This window comes from Micromonospora sp. MGP-C2 (genome assembly GCF_057766525.1).
In genome coordinates this window covers 4541804-4557174 of record NZ_JBYMEN010000002.1, presented here as the reverse complement: position 1 = coordinate 4557174, position 15371 = coordinate 4541804, and the positions used below count along the sequence as shown (strand labels likewise).

At 69.4% G+C, this 15371-nt stretch carries 15 protein-coding genes and 1 tRNA gene; 12 read left to right on the top strand and 4 right to left on the bottom strand.

Translation table 11 applies throughout. The annotated features are described in order from the left end of the window. Positions 1-7: 7 nt before the first annotated feature. From AC3CF1_RS20915 to AC3CF1_RS20885, 7 genes are all read left to right on the top strand, one after another. The gene (locus AC3CF1_RS20915; protein ID WP_099849794.1) at positions 8-727 is read left to right on the top strand and encodes a PP2C family protein-serine/threonine phosphatase; all 720 of its coding nucleotides are present in this window, start codon (positions 8-10) and stop codon (positions 725-727) included. Positions 728-830: 103 nt separating this feature from the next. Continuing rightward, a complete protein-coding gene (locus AC3CF1_RS20910; protein ID WP_179781709.1) occupies positions 831-1169 on the top strand; it encodes a PadR family transcriptional regulator in 339 nt (112 codons plus the stop codon). Further along, positions 1166-2011, top strand: coding sequence for an ATP-binding cassette domain-containing protein (locus tag AC3CF1_RS20905; RefSeq protein ID WP_488451089.1), 846 nt, complete (start codon positions 1166-1168; stop codon positions 2009-2011). Before AC3CF1_RS20910 ends, AC3CF1_RS20905 begins: the two co-directional genes overlap by 4 nt. Beyond that, on the top strand, positions 2008-2700 hold the full coding sequence (locus tag AC3CF1_RS20900) for an ABC transporter permease (RefSeq protein WP_179781707.1): 693 nt from the start codon (positions 2008-2010) through the stop codon (positions 2698-2700). Before AC3CF1_RS20905 ends, AC3CF1_RS20900 begins: the two co-directional genes overlap by 4 nt. A 92-nt stretch (positions 2701-2792) precedes the next feature. Then, entirely contained in the window at positions 2793-3983 is a 1191-nt protein-coding gene (locus AC3CF1_RS20895; protein ID WP_488451088.1) for a GNAT family N-acetyltransferase, read from the top strand. 54 nt (positions 3984-4037) lie between these two features. Next, positions 4038-4787: a ZIP family metal transporter gene (locus AC3CF1_RS20890; protein ID WP_488451087.1), complete on the top strand. Its 750-nt coding sequence runs from the start codon at positions 4038-4040 to the stop codon at positions 4785-4787. A 186-nt stretch (positions 4788-4973) separates the two neighbouring features. Then, on the top strand, positions 4974-6158 hold the full coding sequence (locus tag AC3CF1_RS20885) for a hypothetical protein (protein ID WP_488452113.1): 1185 nt from the start codon (positions 4974-4976) through the stop codon (positions 6156-6158). A 152-nt stretch (positions 6159-6310) separates the two neighbouring features. On the opposite strand, the gene AC3CF1_RS20880 is transcribed toward AC3CF1_RS20885, so the two are convergent. Beyond that, positions 6311-7393 (bottom strand): NAD-dependent epimerase/dehydratase family protein, encoded by a 1083-nt coding sequence (locus AC3CF1_RS20880; RefSeq protein ID WP_488451086.1) that lies wholly within the window; start codon positions 7391-7393, stop codon positions 6311-6313. 131 nt (positions 7394-7524) lie between these two features. After that, positions 7525-7827, bottom strand: a complete 303-nt coding sequence (locus tag AC3CF1_RS20875) for a hypothetical protein (RefSeq protein WP_354982067.1) — start codon at positions 7825-7827, stop codon at positions 7525-7527. Between the two features lie 162 nt (positions 7828-7989). Between AC3CF1_RS20875 and AC3CF1_RS20870 the strand changes: the two genes are divergently transcribed. After that, positions 7990-8064: transfer RNA gene (locus AC3CF1_RS20870), tRNA-Lys, on the top strand. Between the two features lie 273 nt (positions 8065-8337). Here AC3CF1_RS20870 and AC3CF1_RS20865 read toward each other — a convergent pair. Together AC3CF1_RS20865 and AC3CF1_RS20860 are read right to left on the bottom strand one after the other, a co-directional pair. Then, the gene (locus AC3CF1_RS20865; RefSeq protein ID WP_488451085.1) at positions 8338-8742 is read right to left on the bottom strand and encodes a DUF6036 family nucleotidyltransferase; all 405 of its coding nucleotides are present in this window, start codon (positions 8740-8742) and stop codon (positions 8338-8340) included. A 133-nt stretch (positions 8743-8875) separates the two neighbouring features. Next, positions 8876-9382 (bottom strand): helix-turn-helix domain-containing protein, encoded by a 507-nt coding sequence (locus AC3CF1_RS20860; protein WP_354982069.1) that lies wholly within the window; start codon positions 9380-9382, stop codon positions 8876-8878. A gap of 718 nt (positions 9383-10100) precedes the next feature. Between AC3CF1_RS20860 and AC3CF1_RS20855 the strand changes: the two genes are divergently transcribed. The 4 genes from AC3CF1_RS20855 to AC3CF1_RS20840 all read left to right on the top strand — a co-directional run bounded on the left by AC3CF1_RS20855 (position 10101) and on the right by AC3CF1_RS20840 (position 15244). Then, entirely contained in the window at positions 10101-10322 is a 222-nt protein-coding gene (locus AC3CF1_RS20855) for a hypothetical protein (protein WP_488451084.1), read from the top strand. A 321-nt stretch (positions 10323-10643) separates the two neighbouring features. Next, positions 10644-10976, top strand: a complete 333-nt coding sequence (locus AC3CF1_RS20850; RefSeq protein ID WP_488451083.1) for a hypothetical protein — start codon at positions 10644-10646, stop codon at positions 10974-10976. Between the two features lie 505 nt (positions 10977-11481). Next, on the top strand, positions 11482-14241 hold the full coding sequence (locus AC3CF1_RS20845; protein WP_488451082.1) for a hypothetical protein: 2760 nt from the start codon (positions 11482-11484) through the stop codon (positions 14239-14241). 232 nt (positions 14242-14473) lie between these two features. Continuing rightward, a complete protein-coding gene (locus tag AC3CF1_RS20840; protein WP_088951000.1) occupies positions 14474-15244 on the top strand; it encodes an IclR family transcriptional regulator in 771 nt (256 codons plus the stop codon). The last annotated feature ends 127 nt before the right edge of the window (positions 15245-15371 follow it).

Genomic DNA, 15371 nt, shown 5'->3' with positions numbered 1-15371 from the left:
TGACCCCATGACGCTGATCCTCCGCTCGGTCATCCTCAACGACATCGGCTTGGTGCGCACCAACAACGAGGACTCCGCCCTCGCCGGTGACCGCCTGATCGCCGTCGCCGACGGCATGGGCGGGCTGCCCGCGGGCGAGGTGGCGAGCGAGATCGTGATCCGGATCCTGGACGAGCTGGCACCGCCCACCGAGCCCGACGCCGCCGCCGACGCCCTGCGTGCCGTGGTCAGCACCGCCAACCAGCGCATCCACGCCGCCATCACCGTCGACCCGACCCGTGACGGGATGGGCACGACGCTCACCGCGGCGCTGCTGGCCGGGGAGACGCTGGTGCTGGCCCAGGTCGGCGACTCCCGCTGCTACCTGCTGCGCGACGCGGAGCTGACCCAGCTCACCCGGGACGACACGTTCGTGCAGGCGCTGGTCGACCAGGGCACGCTCTCCCCCGACCAGGCCCGCCACCACCCGCAGCGGTCCCTGGTGACCCGGGCCGTGCAGGGTGCCGACACCCCACCGGCGATCGGGGTGCTCACAGTGGTCCCCGGCGACCGACTGCTGCTGTGCAGCGACGGGCTCTCCGACTACGTCGAGGACGAGGCCATCGCGGCGGCGCTGGGCATGTACGCCGACCGCCAGCAGTGCGGTGAGCAGTTGGTGAAGCTCGCGCACCACGCCGGCGCACCGGACAACGTGACAGTCGTCGTCTCCGACGTCGTCGCCCGCTGACCTCGCCGGACCTGTTCGACGGTTTCGCGGAACCGGCCGGACCGGATCCGGTCGACCCAGTAGGTAGTTGTGCCATCTAGGTTGCGCCGCTACTGTCCGACGCGTGGACTCCGACCGGCGCGGGCAATGGCTGCGGGGGGTGCTCGACATCTGCGTGCTGGCCCTGCTGTCCGACCGCGAGTCCTACGGCTACCAGCTCGCCCAGGCGCTCGACGCCGCGGGCGTCGGGCCCATCCAGGGCGGCACGCTCTATCCCGTGCTGCTGCGCCTGCAGAAGACCGGCCTGGTGACCGCCCAGTGGCGGGAGGGCAGCGCCGGGCCGGCCCGTAAGTACTACCGGCTCACCGACGACGGGTACGCGGCACTCCGCGCGGGCGGCAGCGCCTGGCTCACCTTCGTCCAGCCGGTGAACGACATCGTCACGAAGGGGGTCACCCGGTGAACGCCGACGATTGGCTGCGAACGCTCACGGCCGAGCTGCACCAGCGCCGGGTCGCGGCGGACGCCGCCCGGCACGTGGTCGCCGAGGCGGCCACGCACCTGCGCGAGGGTGGTGGCGACCCCTGGGTCGTCTTCGGTCCACCCCAGCAATACGCGGGCGCCGTCGTGGAGAGCATCGGCACCGCGCCCGGGCCGCGCCCCGGGCCGGTGCGGCTGCACGCGGCGGGCATCACCAAGCGGTACGGGCGGCGAACGGTGCTGCACGACGCCACGCTGACCGTCCGGGCCGGACAGATCGCCGCCGTCATCGGCGCGAACGGCTGTGGCAAGAGCACCTTCCTGCGGATCTGCGCCGGACTGATCTCACCCGACGCCGGTGAGGTGACCGTCTCCGGGCGGCTCGGCTACTGCCCACAGTCCGGCGGCACCGCCGACTTCCTGCTCCCCGACGAGCACTTCGTGCTGGTCGGCGCCGGTCAGGGCGTGGCCCGGGGTCCCGCCCGCCGGGCCGGTCGGGCGGCAGCACGCCAGCTCGGTTGGGAGGCGGGCGGGGACGTGCAGGCCCGCCACCTGTCCGGCGGCACCCGGCAGAAGCTCAACCTGACCATGTCCACGCTCAGCTCCCCGGACGTGCTGCTGCTCGACGAGCCGTACCAGGGCTTCGACCAGGGCACGTATGTCAACTTCTGGGACCAGCTCAGCCGACTGCGCGACGGCGGCGCGGCGATCGTCGTGGTGACCCACCTGCTCAACCAGCTCGACCGGGTGGACATCGTGCTCGACCTGACACCTGCACAGGACGCCGGGTGGCACGCGCCCGGCGTCCAGGGAGGCCACCCGTGAACCGGCTCCTGACCGTCGCCGAGATGACACTGCGTGAGCTGCTGCGGCGTCGGGGCGTACTCCTGCTGTTGTTGTTGATGCCGTTGACCTTCTACCTGATCCGGCGGGACGCCTACCTCGGGCAGTCGGTCCGGTCGCTGCTCCTCGGCGTGGGTTGGGCGGTGAGCACCGCCGCGCTGTTCGCCACCACAGCGGCTCGGGAGTTGGAGCCGAGGCTGCGGCTGGCCGGTTACCGTCCACATCACCTCTACCTCGGTCGGGTGCTGGGCCTGTGGACGGTGGGGCTGGTCATCTCCGTACCGTTCTTCCTGCTCCCCATGATCGACGGCGCGGACCTGCGGTACGGCGGCCTGGCCGCCGCGCTGCTCTGCTCCGTCGCGGTGGCGGCGCCGTTCGGGATGCTGATCGGCGCGCTGCTGCCCCGCGAGATGGAGGGGACGCTGCTGCTGCTCACCGTGGTCACGGTGCAGATGTTGATCGACCCGGCCGGGTCCGGGGCGAAGTTGACGCCGTTCTGGTCGACCCGGGAGATCGCCACCTGGGCGGTGGACCACACCGACCAGGGCTACCTCTCGCGTGGCGTGCTGCACGGGCTCGCCGTGACCGTCCTGCTGGTCGTCGGTGTGGCCGCCGTGGTCAGCGTCCGCCTGCGCCGCCGCCGGCACCTGCGGCACCTGCCGGTCGGATGACCGGTGTGCCGGCCGGCGTCGAGCGCCGTGCCGGTGGCACGGATCCCGCCAATCGGGTTGCTGCGACCTGTACGGCAGGCTGAGATGGGCGAATGACCATCCGCCGGGTGACCGCCGACGACCGTCTCACCACCAGCTTCCCGCTGGCCGCGTACGCCTTCGAGTCCTCGCCGCTCAGTGCGGCCCGGATCGACGAGTTCCGCGACTACCTGCCCTACCAGGAGGGCAACCGGACGCTGATCGCCGAGGAGAGCGGCGCAACGCTGGCCGCCGTGTCGGCCATTCCGATGCGGCAGAACCTGCGCGGGGTCGTGCTGCCGATGGCCGGTGTCGCCGGGGTGGCGACCCACCCGCTGGCCCGCCGGCAGGGGCACGTCCGGACGCTGCTGCACCAACTCCTCGACGAGATGCGCGACGAGGGGCACTCGCTCAGTGCGCTCTATCCGTTCCGTCCCAGCTTCTACGCCCGGTTCGGCTACACGGGGCTGCCCAAGCCGCGCCGGGTCACCTTCACACCGGCCAACCTGGGGTCACTGCTCCGGGTGGACCTGCCCGGCGAGGTGAGTTGGGAACGCATCGCCGCCGGCTATCCGGCGTGGCGGGCCTTCACCGAGCGCAACCTCCAGGAACGACACGGCTTCTCGATCTTCCCGGACTACCGGGCGGTCGGGATGCGCGACCGGGACGAATACTGGCTGGTCACCGCCCGGGTGGCCGGCGAGGTCACCGGCGCGTTGACGTACCGGATCGACGAACACGGCGGCACGCTGCACGGCAACGAGCTGCTGTTCACCGACCCGCTCGCACGGGCGCTGCTGTTGCAGTTCTTCGCCCGGCACGTCGACCAGATCGACCGGATCACCGTCCAGGTCCCGCCCGACGAGTTGCCGGAGCTGTGGCTGACCGACCTGGACGTGCACGTCGAGGCGCGGACGGCAGTGCCGGGTGCGTCGGCTCCGATGGCCCGCCTGCTGTCGCTGGACGCGTTGCGTGGGCTGCCCGCCGGCCCCGGCCGGGTACGCGTCGAGCTGACCGGGGACCGATGGCTCGCCGGCACGCACCTGCTGGACGGCACGACCGGCGCGCTGGAGCTGGTCGGCGACACCTCCGACCGCACGCCGACCGCCACCCTCACCGCGGCCGGGCTCTCCGCCCTCGCGTACGGGGTGCTGGACCCGGCCGAGCTGCCGTTGCGCGGTCTGGGTGAAGTGCCGGTGGACGCCGCCGCGGAGCTGCGCGGCATCTTCCCCCGCCGGGTGCCATATTTGTTCGCCGACTTCTGAGCCTTCCTCACGACCGGGTTTGTCGCCCCGGCGGGCGTGGGTAGGGTCCCGCGAATGCCGGAGTGGTTACAGGCGGGTGGGTGGGGGCTGCTGGCCGGGTCGGCTCTGCTGGTCGGGGCGGCGGTCGGCTGGTTCGCCCGGGTGCCGCAGCGCGTCACCGCGTCGATCATGGCGTTCGGGGCGGGGGTGCTGCTCTCCGCCGTGTCGTTCGAGTTGATCGCCGAGGCACACGAGCAGGGCGGCCTGCTGCCCACCGCGCTCGGCGCTGCCGGCGGAGCGGTCGTCTACACACTGGCCAACGTTGCTCTCGCCCGGCAGGGCGCCCGGCACCGGAAGCGGTCCGGCGACCAGCAACCCTCCGAGAACGAGCAGCCCGGCTCCGGGTCGGCGATAGCCGTGGGCGCGCTGCTCGACGGCATACCGGAATCGGTGGTGATCGGCGCGAGCCTGCTCAGTGGTGGCACGGTCAGCCTGGTCACGGTCGCCGCGGTCTTCCTCAGCAACGTGCCGGAGGGCCTGTCCAGCGCGGCCGGCATGCGTCAGGCCGGCCGGACCCGGCGGTACGTCTTCCTGCTCTGGACCGGGATCGCCCTGATCAGCGGGGTCGCGGCGCTGCTCGGCAACACGTTGCTGGGTGGCGCCCCGCCGGAGGTGCTGGCCGGGATCACCGCACTGGCCGCCGGCGCGATCCTCGCGATGATCACCGACACCATGGTCCCCGAGGCGTTCGAGGACGCGCACCTGCTCGTCGGTCTGGTCACGGTCGCCGGCTTCCTGACCGCGTTCGCCCTGTCCCACAGCTGACCACCGGACACACCGCCACGAGCGGCGCGGCGGCGGGCGGCGCGGTGGTCTGCAGGCGGGCGGCGACGGTGGCGGGCGGCGACGGTGGCGGGCGGCGACGGTGGCGGGCGTGGCTTAGCGGTGCATTAAACCGGCCCGGCGGATTCGTCGCGATGCCGTCGCGGCTCCTAGCATCACGGGGTGCGCATGACGTCGCTTGTCGCTCTGGTCGTCCTCGGTGTCGCCACCGCGACCCTGCCCGCCTGCGCACCCAACGAGCCGGCCCCCACCTTCGAGGCCGGCTCGTCCGCTTCGCCGACAGCCCTGCCGACCGGCGGCCCGGGCGAAGCGCCGGTCGCCCGCGACGGCCTCGGTGGCCCAGGGGCCAGCGCGAGCCCGAAGCCCGCCGAGAAGGTCCTCGCGGCCGGCAACCCGAACGGCAGGGCCAGCGTGCCGGCGGAGGCCCGGGCGGTGGACACCTCGAAGCCGACCCGGACCGTCGGCACCGGCACCCCGGCGAGCTGCACCTCCGCCGCGGTCGTGAAGGCCGTCGCGGCCGGCGGTGTCATCACGTTCAACTGCGGGCCGGCCCCGGTGACGATCAAGATGACCGCCACCGCGAAGGTCCGCAACGCCAACGGGCCGAAGGTCGTGCTGGACGGCGGCGGCACTGTCACGCTGAGCGGCCAGGGCCAGCGCCGCATCCTCTACATGAACACCTGCGACGAGGCCCAGGGCTTCACCACCTCGCACTGCCAGAACCAGGACCACCCGCAGCTCACCGTGCAGAACCTGACGTTCGCCGACGGCAACTCCACCGGCGACAAGGCCGAGGGCGGCGGCGGTGGGGCGATCTTCGTCCGCGGTGGGCGGTTCAAGGTGGTCAACTCGCGCTTCGTCCGCAACCGCTGCGACCGCACCGGCCCCGACCTGGGCGGCGCGGCCATCCGGGCGCTCAGCCAGCATGAGAACAAGCCGGTGTACGTGGTGGGCAGCACCTTCGACGGCGGCTCCTGCTCCAACGGGGGCGCGCTGAGCAGCATCGGCGTTTCCTGGGTGGTGCTCAACAGCGTGCTCAGCCACAACGAGGCGATCGGCAGCGGCGCCAACCCGGCCAAGTCCGGCACGCCGGGCGGCGGCAGCGGTGGCGCGATCTACTGCGACGGCAACGAGTTCACCGTACGGATCGCCGGCACGATCATCGAGAACAACAAGGCCAACGAGGGCGGCGGTGCGGTCTTCTTCGTGAGCAACAACCGCACCGGCACTATGAAGATCGAAAACTCGACCCTGCGCCGCAACCCGAGCGGCAAGTTCGAGACCCGCGGCTTCCCCGGCATCTTCTTCCTGGGTGCCCAGAACCCGACGGTAACCGCATCCAAACTGAGCTGACCCAGCCTGCGGTCCGGCGCGGCCCGGCGCCTGCGCGTCCGCGCGGGCCCGGCGCATGTGCGCCTGCCCCGGTGATCAAGAGGTTTCGGTCACCGGAGGCGCGTTTCCTGACCGATACCTCTTGATCACCCGGGCCTAGCGGCGGGTTGGGGTCAGTAGGGGTTTCCCTGGCCTGGAGGGCGGGCTTCGAGCAGGGCTGTGGGGCGGCCCGGCAGGTCCCGTGCGCCGGACATCGGCGGGCTTCCCGTGTGGGCACCGTCGGCCATGCCGGCGAAGAGTTCCTTGAGCGCCGTGAGCGCGCTGATCGTGGGCTGCCAGCCCAGCTCGGTCTCCGCCCGCTCGCTGGACATGAGCGGGGCGTTCAGACCCAGCTCCACCCAGCCCGCGTCGACCGGCTGCAGCCGCGCTCGCCAGGTCAGCGCCGCCGCCACCCGGAGCACCGGCGCGGCGACCGGCACCGTCCAACCGTGGAAGTGCCGGGCCACCAGCTCCGGGGTCAGCACCGGGTCCGCGGCGAGGTTGAAGGCGCCGCGCGCATCACCCAACACCGCCCGGGCGTACGCATCGGCCACGTCATCGGCGTGCACCGCCTGCATCCGCAACCGGCGGTTCGTCGGCACCAACGGGATCCGGCCGAAGCGCAGCAGCCGCACCGGCGCCAACGGGCCGAGAAAGTAGCGGGTGATCTCCGTGCCCGCGGCCCGCTGGAAGATCAACCCGGGTCGCATCCGCACCACCCGCAACGCCGGGTGTTCGCGCTCCACCCCGTCCAGCAGCGCCTCCACCTCGGCCTTGTGCTCGCTGTACGACGAGCCGGGCACACCGGTGGCCGGCCACCGCTCGCTGATCGGGTGGTCCTTCGGGCCGGACGCGTAGACGCCGACCGACGACGCGTACACCAGAGCCGGCACACCGGCCCGGACCACCGCGTCGATCACCGCCCGACTGCCGTCGACGTTGGTCCTCCGCAACACCCGCTGGTCGTGGCTGGGCTGGATCTGCCAGGCCAGGTGCACCACCGCGTCCGCACCGGCGAACACCTCGGCGAGCTGCCCCGCCGCGCCCGGCGCGCCGATGTCGCAGGAGTGCCACTCCACCTGGTCGTACGGCTCGCCGGCATCCGGGCCGGGCAACCGCCGGGCAACCCCGGCCAGCTCCACGCCCCGCTCCCGGCGCAGCCGCCGCAGCAGCCCCGTACCCACGTTGCCGCTCGCCCCCACCACCACGATCCGCATGCCCGACCCGGTACCCGCCCAGCAGCAGCTCAACCACCCACCCGCGCTCGGCGCGCTTGATCCACTCGGCTTCCTGAAAGTCGCGGTATCCCGGCGGGCACGACAGCCCGACTTCCGGAAACCCGAGTCGATCAAGGGCGAGGAGAGTCCCGGACCCAGCCGTGCTTCTCCGTCCCCCGCCGGCCAGTGGTAGCGGCCAGGCATCGCGGGCAGATCCAGCCCACCGCGTCAGCCTCCGTGAGCACGTCGGTGCCCGAGTAGTCGAAGCGCACATGCGGGAAACGACGCAGCCGGGTCCGGCTCAGAGCGAGGCCGCACAAGGTCTGGTTCTGACCGGGCCGCCAGGCATGCACCTCGCCACCCGGCTGGCGTACGCCGTCCGGCCCGATCTCCTCGCCCGACGCCGCCACGGCCGGGATGCTGCTCGCCCTCATGCCCATCCGGTTCCCCACCATCGCCTGATCAACCTCACCGCGCCGGGTCTGTCGATGACCCGGCGATGATCAGGCACGGCGAGCGCCGGCTGACGGCAGGCATCGACGGCCGGCCGGAAGCCGAGAGTCGCCGGCGCTCACCGTCGGGTAACCTGAGCGCGCGGGCCGCTAGCTCAATGGCAGAGCTGTGGACTTTTAATCCATAGGTTCAGGGTTCGAGTCCCTGGCGGCCCACCACAGACCCCCTCTGAGCTCCGGAAACTCAGGTCGGATCTCGCCAGTGGCAGATGCCCACCGCTTGCCGTCTACCTTGCGCAGAAGGTCGTCGACCAGACCGCGCGGGCGGTTCTTCTTCGGCAACCAGTGGATGATGGTCCCCTGAACGTCATCCACTGGTTGGCGTGCCTCAGGGCCTTTGCACTCCTGAGGATCGACGCCGTTGCCCATCAGGGCCGTGGCGAAGAAGTGGCGCAGAGAGTGAAGGCGCCTTGCTTCGGCTGGAGCCGCGAATCAGGTCGCCGGCAGGTACGTGGCGATCCAGCCCTTGAGTCGGGCCAGCACCACGGTGTGGACGTCGACCAACTCGATCCGCTCGGCAACCACTGCTGGATCGATGAGCCCGGCCCGGATCAGCGCGTTGGCGAAGGCGTGGTCCTTCTCTCTGCCGGCTACCAGCTTGGATACCACACAGTCGTGCGGTTCGAGCGTGTAGCCGCGCCCCGGTTGGGTGCTCTGAGACTCCACCAAAACCAACCGGTCCCGCCACCCATCGGGCAGCACGGCGGTCGACATGCTCACGCCTTGCGCGTAGTAACCGTTCATCTCATGAAACGGCGAAAGCTCGCCAATAGCGCCATCGACTTGATCAGCCTTCTTATCGTCCGGGTCGTTGAAGAAGGCCACGTCGACCTCCATCGAGGCAGTGGCCTCTAGCGGAAGCCTGCTCTCCGGGATCGACCCAGCACCGACTGACTGCCAATGATGAGCACGTCCGGGTCTCCGACGATTTGGCACGCCGACCGCAGGACATGCTCCAGTTGCTCGCGCCTCACGCTGCTCGCCTCCAACCGCTGCGCGTGAAGGACTCAAGAACCTTCTTACGCTGCGACTCTGAAAGGACCCCCGCGAAGGGTGAGTTCTGTCGTAGCTCCACAGCTTCCGGGTCCTCCGAGGCCAGCACCTTGAGGACGGCCCCCACTCCTTCGTTGATCTTCTCCTGCCAGCGCTTCAGCCAGATCTCGGTCATGGTCCCCTGATGCTGCCGGAGGAGCCGATCGAGATTCTCTCTGGCCTTGCTCAGTATTTCGTCTGGGTCAGTCACCAAGCTGCCAGCCACCGCCTGATGTAGCCACAGCGACTTGAGCTGTTCACGAGTCAACACCGGCTTGGGACGTAGAAACGCCTCAACCGCAGCCCGCTCTATCCTCCGATGCTTACCGACTTTTACGAACGGCAGATCTCCACGCTCGCACAGGTTGACCACCTGCTGGCGCGACGACCCCAGCAGTTCGGCAACCTGACCCGTGGTCAGAAGGTCACCACTCAGCGCTGCCATAGTTAGAGCTTGCGTCACAAACGCTAAAAACGCAACTGCGCTGGCAGCATCCTCGCTAGTCGGGCACCGGCCGATCGGCTGGCAGCGGTCGGACGCTGCGCTGCCACCCCGCCAGGCGGCGGAAGCAGACGAGCAACATCGGCTCGCAGGGCCGCCAACTCCGTCGCACAGCCAGCACTCGCATGACCGGTCGATGTCGCCGTCATCACAGCATTGAACAAGCCGACAACAAGGAGTGGCGGTCGGCCCCTGCCGCGCTTGGCAACCAGGTGGGACGACCACTTACCACCGTGATCAATCCGATTCCCAAGCAGAGGGTACGGGCCGCCTACGATGATGTCCGTGGATCTGCTCGCCCGCGCCGGGCGTCACATCGAGCTGGCGGCACTCGGCCAACGCGATGTGCACGCTCGCAGGCGACTAAACCGGCTGCTGTACGAGGAAGGCCGAAGTGAGGAGCTACGACAGCGGGGACGGTCCGGAGATGGTGGAGCGCGATATCTCCTCGGCCGCCTGGTCGGAGACCGGAATGGGCCGAGCGCCGAGGAGATGGGTAACTAACTGAGTGACGATCACGACGGAGGCCGGTGGACAATCCTGCACGGCAGGGGACGGTGCTGGCAGCTAGGAATGGGCGAAGCCGCAGGTGGCAAGGGCGTGTTGGTTGCCTGGGGTCAAGGAGTCGTCGGGCCGCACAGACCGGCAGAATGGTGGCGTGATGACCGAGCCCGTCACCGCAGGTCGGATGGAGTTGGTGGATGACCTGGAAGGGCTGCCCGGCAGTTCCGGCGGCTGTCTTCTCGCCCTGACGTTGGAGGATCCAGTCCTCATTCGTGTCGGCGATGTCTGGTGGGTTGAGGACGAGGTGCTGTACGTCCAGCGAGGGGATGTCCCGGCGGTGGCGCATCGAGGGCGCGTCGAATGGCGGCGGAAGTCGTAGCGCGGAGGGTCTGTGGGGCACGCAGGCACAAGACATCGTGAAACGTCGTCAACCAGCGAACAACCATGAGAGCCCGAAACGCCGGGTGAGCAGGTGCCGGACGGTGGCGCCGCCGGTAGCGGCGGCGCGGCTCTGAGTGCCGCTTCAACTCACCTGCGTCGAACCGCCGCCGGGCGTCTGTGCCGTGCTGGGTTCGCCTGGTGGGGAGCGGTTAGCTTCTGAGTCGTGAATAGGACGGGTTGGCTGCGGGCGTTGCTGGATAGGGGTACCAGGGGTCGTCCCGAGGAGTCCTCTGACGCCGAGCCCTACGCACCGGAGTGCATGTCGCTGCTCGAGTTGGCCCGGCTGCTCGCTGGTCGACGGTACAGCGAGCGCGTTGCCAGTGCATATGTTGAGGTGGTGACCTTCGCATCGGCTGACGAGATCGTGGCGATGCTGGAGGTGCTGCTGGAGGAGGACTGGATAGGTCTTCCGGTCTGGGCGCGAAACCTCGCGTTCCGGCTAGCCTGCCTCCAGCGGCCGGAGGATGTCGAACTGTTGCGTGTGGCGGCCAGCGACCTACATGCCTTCGGTCCCGACTGGGATGCCATAGCTGTGGAGCTTCACAGCCGGGCAGACCGATTGGAGGCCGGACAGGAAGAGAGCCTTCCCTGACTCTCTGCTCCTGGGTGGTCGTCCGGGCGCGGGCAGCCGCCCGAGGTGAAGTCGGCGTTGGTCAAGCCGGTCACGCAACTCGCCAGGACCCCCCGGGTTCGCGGGCGTACCACGTCGGCGACGACACCGACAGAGTCCTGCCCGCCCTGCACGCCCGGCTGCGCGACCCGGAGGTCGGCGGCACGGTGGAGGACGCCATCGCCGACATCGAGCAGTTCCTCGCTCTCCCGCCCGGTGCCCACGCGGGGATAGACACCCGATCGAGGGTTTCCAGCTGCGGGGGTGAGCCGACAGGTTCTGCGCCACGACTCCCTCGTCGCCCCCAACGGATGGTGATGCGTCGCTACGATGACGCCCGCCGGCGTCGATCGGGGTGCCGCCACAGGGGGAGAACCACGTCCACATGAAACGTCTCAGATGGGCTGTCCCGTTGACGGTCGTCGCCGTCACGGCCGCTGTACTGACCACTACCAGCTCTCCGGCGTCGGCGGCCAGCTCGTCCGAATTGCCTCTGACAAGCTGGGCCTATCTCGACTCGCAGAATCCTCGCGCGAAGGTCGTCGATGCGCCGGTGGCGCCGCCGGTCGGCACGTCCCGCGACGACGCCGGCCGGACGCACACCTACCGCTCGTACTTCACGTACGACCTGACCAAGTTGAAGGGTACGGTCGCCCACAGTTCGTACCTGTGGACGAACGAGAAGACGGTCAACGACTGCTCCGCCCCGGCAACCATCGAGGTGTGGCGAACCAGCCCGGTCAAGGGCACCACGACCTGGCTGCGCCCGCCGGCCGAGCTCGAGAAGCTGGTTACCGCCAACCGGGGCGCCGGTGCGGTCTACTGCCCGGGCTACCTGGGTTTCGACATGGTGGGCACGCTCAACGCGGCGCTGAGCCGGCAGGAGAAGAGCATCACCCTGGAGTATCGGGTGACCGCCAATCAGGAAGCCGACGCGCGGACCGGGCGCACCTTTGACAAGCCGGTGCTCAGTGCCACAGTGAACCATCCGCCCACGGTCACGAACCTCCATCTGGCGTACCCGGACCGGCCGTGCGGCACGCTGGCCAAGCCGTCGCCGGCGGCGCGGAACACGGTGTTCGCGGCCACCGCCAGCGATGCGGATGAGGGCGACCGCCCGACGGTGCTGTACGCGATCTGGCCGGTGGACCACCCCGATCAGCGGCGCGAGTTCCATGACTACTACGGCACCGACCTGAGTCAGTACGCCGACGGCACAGTCCTCGCCTGGCAGGCACAGGCCAGCGACTACTACGACCCGGGGCCGTGGAGCAGGACCTGCTATCTCGTCATGGATCGGACCGCCCCGGCGAATCCGCCGAAGGTGTCGTCGCGGACCTATCCCGAGGGCGACACCCCGGGTGGTGGCAGCGGCATCGAGGGGACGTTCCGCTTCGACGGGGCTGGCGACCGTGACGTGGTCGCGTTCGCCTGGCGTGACTCGATGGGGTATTCCGGGCAGATTCCGGCCAGGCGCCCGGGCGGCAAGGGAATCCTGAAGTACACCCCGAAGCTGCGGTTCTCCACGGAGCTCTATGTCTCGTCGGTCGACGCGGCGGGCAACCGCGGGCCCGAGAAGGAGTACCGCTTCCGGGTCGCCGAGACGGCGCCGTACGCCGATGTCACAGTGAGCGGCGTCGGCTTGCCGAGCACGATCACGTTGATCGCGTCAAAGCCCGAGACCACCGCGTTCGGGTATGAGCTCAAGGACGGCGCGGAGGTCCGCCTCCCGGCTGTCGACGGCAAGGCGACCGGTCCTATCACGTTCACCGCCACCGGCTCGGTCGAGGTGGCCGTCCGGAGCTACGCCAGGAACAGGCTGATCGGGCAGGACACCCTCCAGGTCTGGGTCACCGACGCGCCCGGCGTGGAGTCGGCGGAGTTCAACCTGGACACCGACCAGGTGGCGGGCAAAACCGGCTCGTTCCGGTTCACCCCGCACAGCAACGATGTCGTTGCCTACGAGTACAACCTCGACAACGAGTGGAAGACCATCCCGGCGGGGGACGACGACACCGCCGTACTGCCGTGGACGGCGACGCCGGGCTGGCACTCGATGACCGTACGGTCGGTGAGGTCGGATGGTTCCACGTCGATGGAGGCGTCCCACCAGTTCAACATCATCGACACGCGTCCGACCGCGTACGCCCACGAGCTGAACAGCTGGCCGCGTCGGGACGGGGTCGGCGTACCGCTGGGCATCGAGCTGGAAAGTCAGCTGCCCAACCTGACCGGGTTCGTCTACCGGTTCGACGGCGGTGCCGAGCAGACCGTGTCCAACGAGGGCAACACGTACGCTCTCGTCACGGTCACGCCGAAGCACGCTGGCGACAATGCCCTGACCCTTCAGGCGCTGTTGTCGGACGGGACTCGGTCGCCCGTGACCACCTACACCTTCGGTATCTGGTCCGGTCCCGTGGTCACGCACACGCCGGAGGGCAGCGGCACCGTCGGCCGGCCCGCGACGTTCACCTTCCACCCGGGGCTACCGGGGGTCGCCTCCTACCGCTACTCGTTGGGCGGCGCCGATGAGGAGACGATCGCGGCCGGTCCGGACGGCACGGCTACGGTCACGTACACGCCGGCCTCGTGGGGCTACAACGAGGTACGGGTCACGAGCGTTGGTGCGGACGGCACCGAATCGGACCTGCGGACGCAGCCCTTCGATGTCCGGGACAACAAGGTCGACGTGTACAGCACCTACGACTGGTCCCGCAGGGGGATCGGCTGGACCGGGTACTTCCACTTCCACACCCAACTGTTCGGCGAGGTGACCGAGTACCACTACCGGGTCAACGACGGCCCAGAGCAGGTGCTGCCGGCCAGCACTGAGGGCACGTCGACGCTGGTCGCGGTGCCGTTCGAACGCAACGGCACGAATACCCTGCACGTACAGAGCCTGACGGCGGGCGGCGAACTGTCTCCCGTGACGGAGTACGACTTCACGGTCGGCAACGCTCCCTACGTCGTGAGCGCTCAATATCCGGACGGCACCTGGTCGGGCGGCGGCGGTGTCCCCGGCACCTTCGAGTTCAGCGGCGGCACTGCGGGAATCGTGTCCTTCTCCTGGCAGATCGACGATGGCCCGTCGACGGACGTGCCGGCCGACAGCAACGGGAAGGCGTCGATCACCTACACCCCGGCGCAGGATTTCGAGACGCACACCTTGTCCGTGACCGGCCACAAGGCGGACGGTACGGACACCGACACCACCAGCTACTCGGTCTACGTGTCCAACGGCGACTGACGACAACCGCAAGGTGCAACGGCCGGCCCCCTGGTGTCAGTGTTCAGGACACCAGGGGGCCGGCCGTGTGTGCTGCTGGTGCGGAACAGGCCGGGCCGGCCGGTTGCCAGGCCCACCGGACGGCAGCGCTGGTCCGGAACCTGGCGCCGGCGGCTGACGCAGTTATCCTCTTCAGGTGCTGGCCCGTGGAGATCGTTGACACTGGGTCCGGCACTGCGAAGGGACTATCGACATGCCCCGTGTGGTACCGGCGGTCATCCGCGCACTCGACGTCCTCGAACTGTTCCTGGACTGCCCCCAACTGTCGGCCCGTCAGGTGATGGAGCGGCTCGACCTGCCCCGTACCACCGTCCACGAACTGCTTGTCACGCTCGAGGCTCGCTCGTACCTGATCTCCGTTCCGGGTCAGCCGGTGCAGTATCGGCTGGGCATGCCGCTGTTCCAGCTTGGCGCGGCGTTCGCCGGCCGGCTCGACCTGGTTCGCGAGGCGCAGTGCGTCGCGCGGGACGTGGCCGCCGCCTGTGACGAGGCGGTCCACGTGGCCGTGCTCGACGGCGCCGACGTCATCTACCTGGTGAAGTTCGACAGCACGCACCCGGTTCGGATGGTCTCCGCGGTCGGGCGGAGGCTGCCGGCTCACTGCACGGCGGTCGGCAAGATCCTGCTGTCCGCCCTCGATGAGGCGAGCCTGGACGACGTCCTGACGAAGGGCGACCTGCCGGGCATGACGCCGGACAGCATCACGGACCCTGACCGGCTCCGCGAGCATCTCGACCGTGTCCGGGCTGACGACGTCGCTGTCGACATTGGTGAGTCTGACAGCGCCATGCGCTGCGTGGCTGCGTCGATCCGAGACCACTCCGGCACCACCATCGCCGCCATGAGCCTGTCCGCGCCGATCATTCGCTGGACCCCCGAGGCACACGTGGAGTGGACCGGGTTGGTTCGCGAGGGCGCTGCGGCGCTGTCGGCCCGGATGGGCTACCGGGCTCTGTCTCGCTAGCCGACTTCCCGCTTTCGGCTCGAAACCTCATCGAAACATTGACATCACTCAGAGCGCTGCTCTAGCGTCGCGACCACTCGATACGGTATCTCGAACTCAGTTCGAAATCTCGAACGGTGGTGGTCCC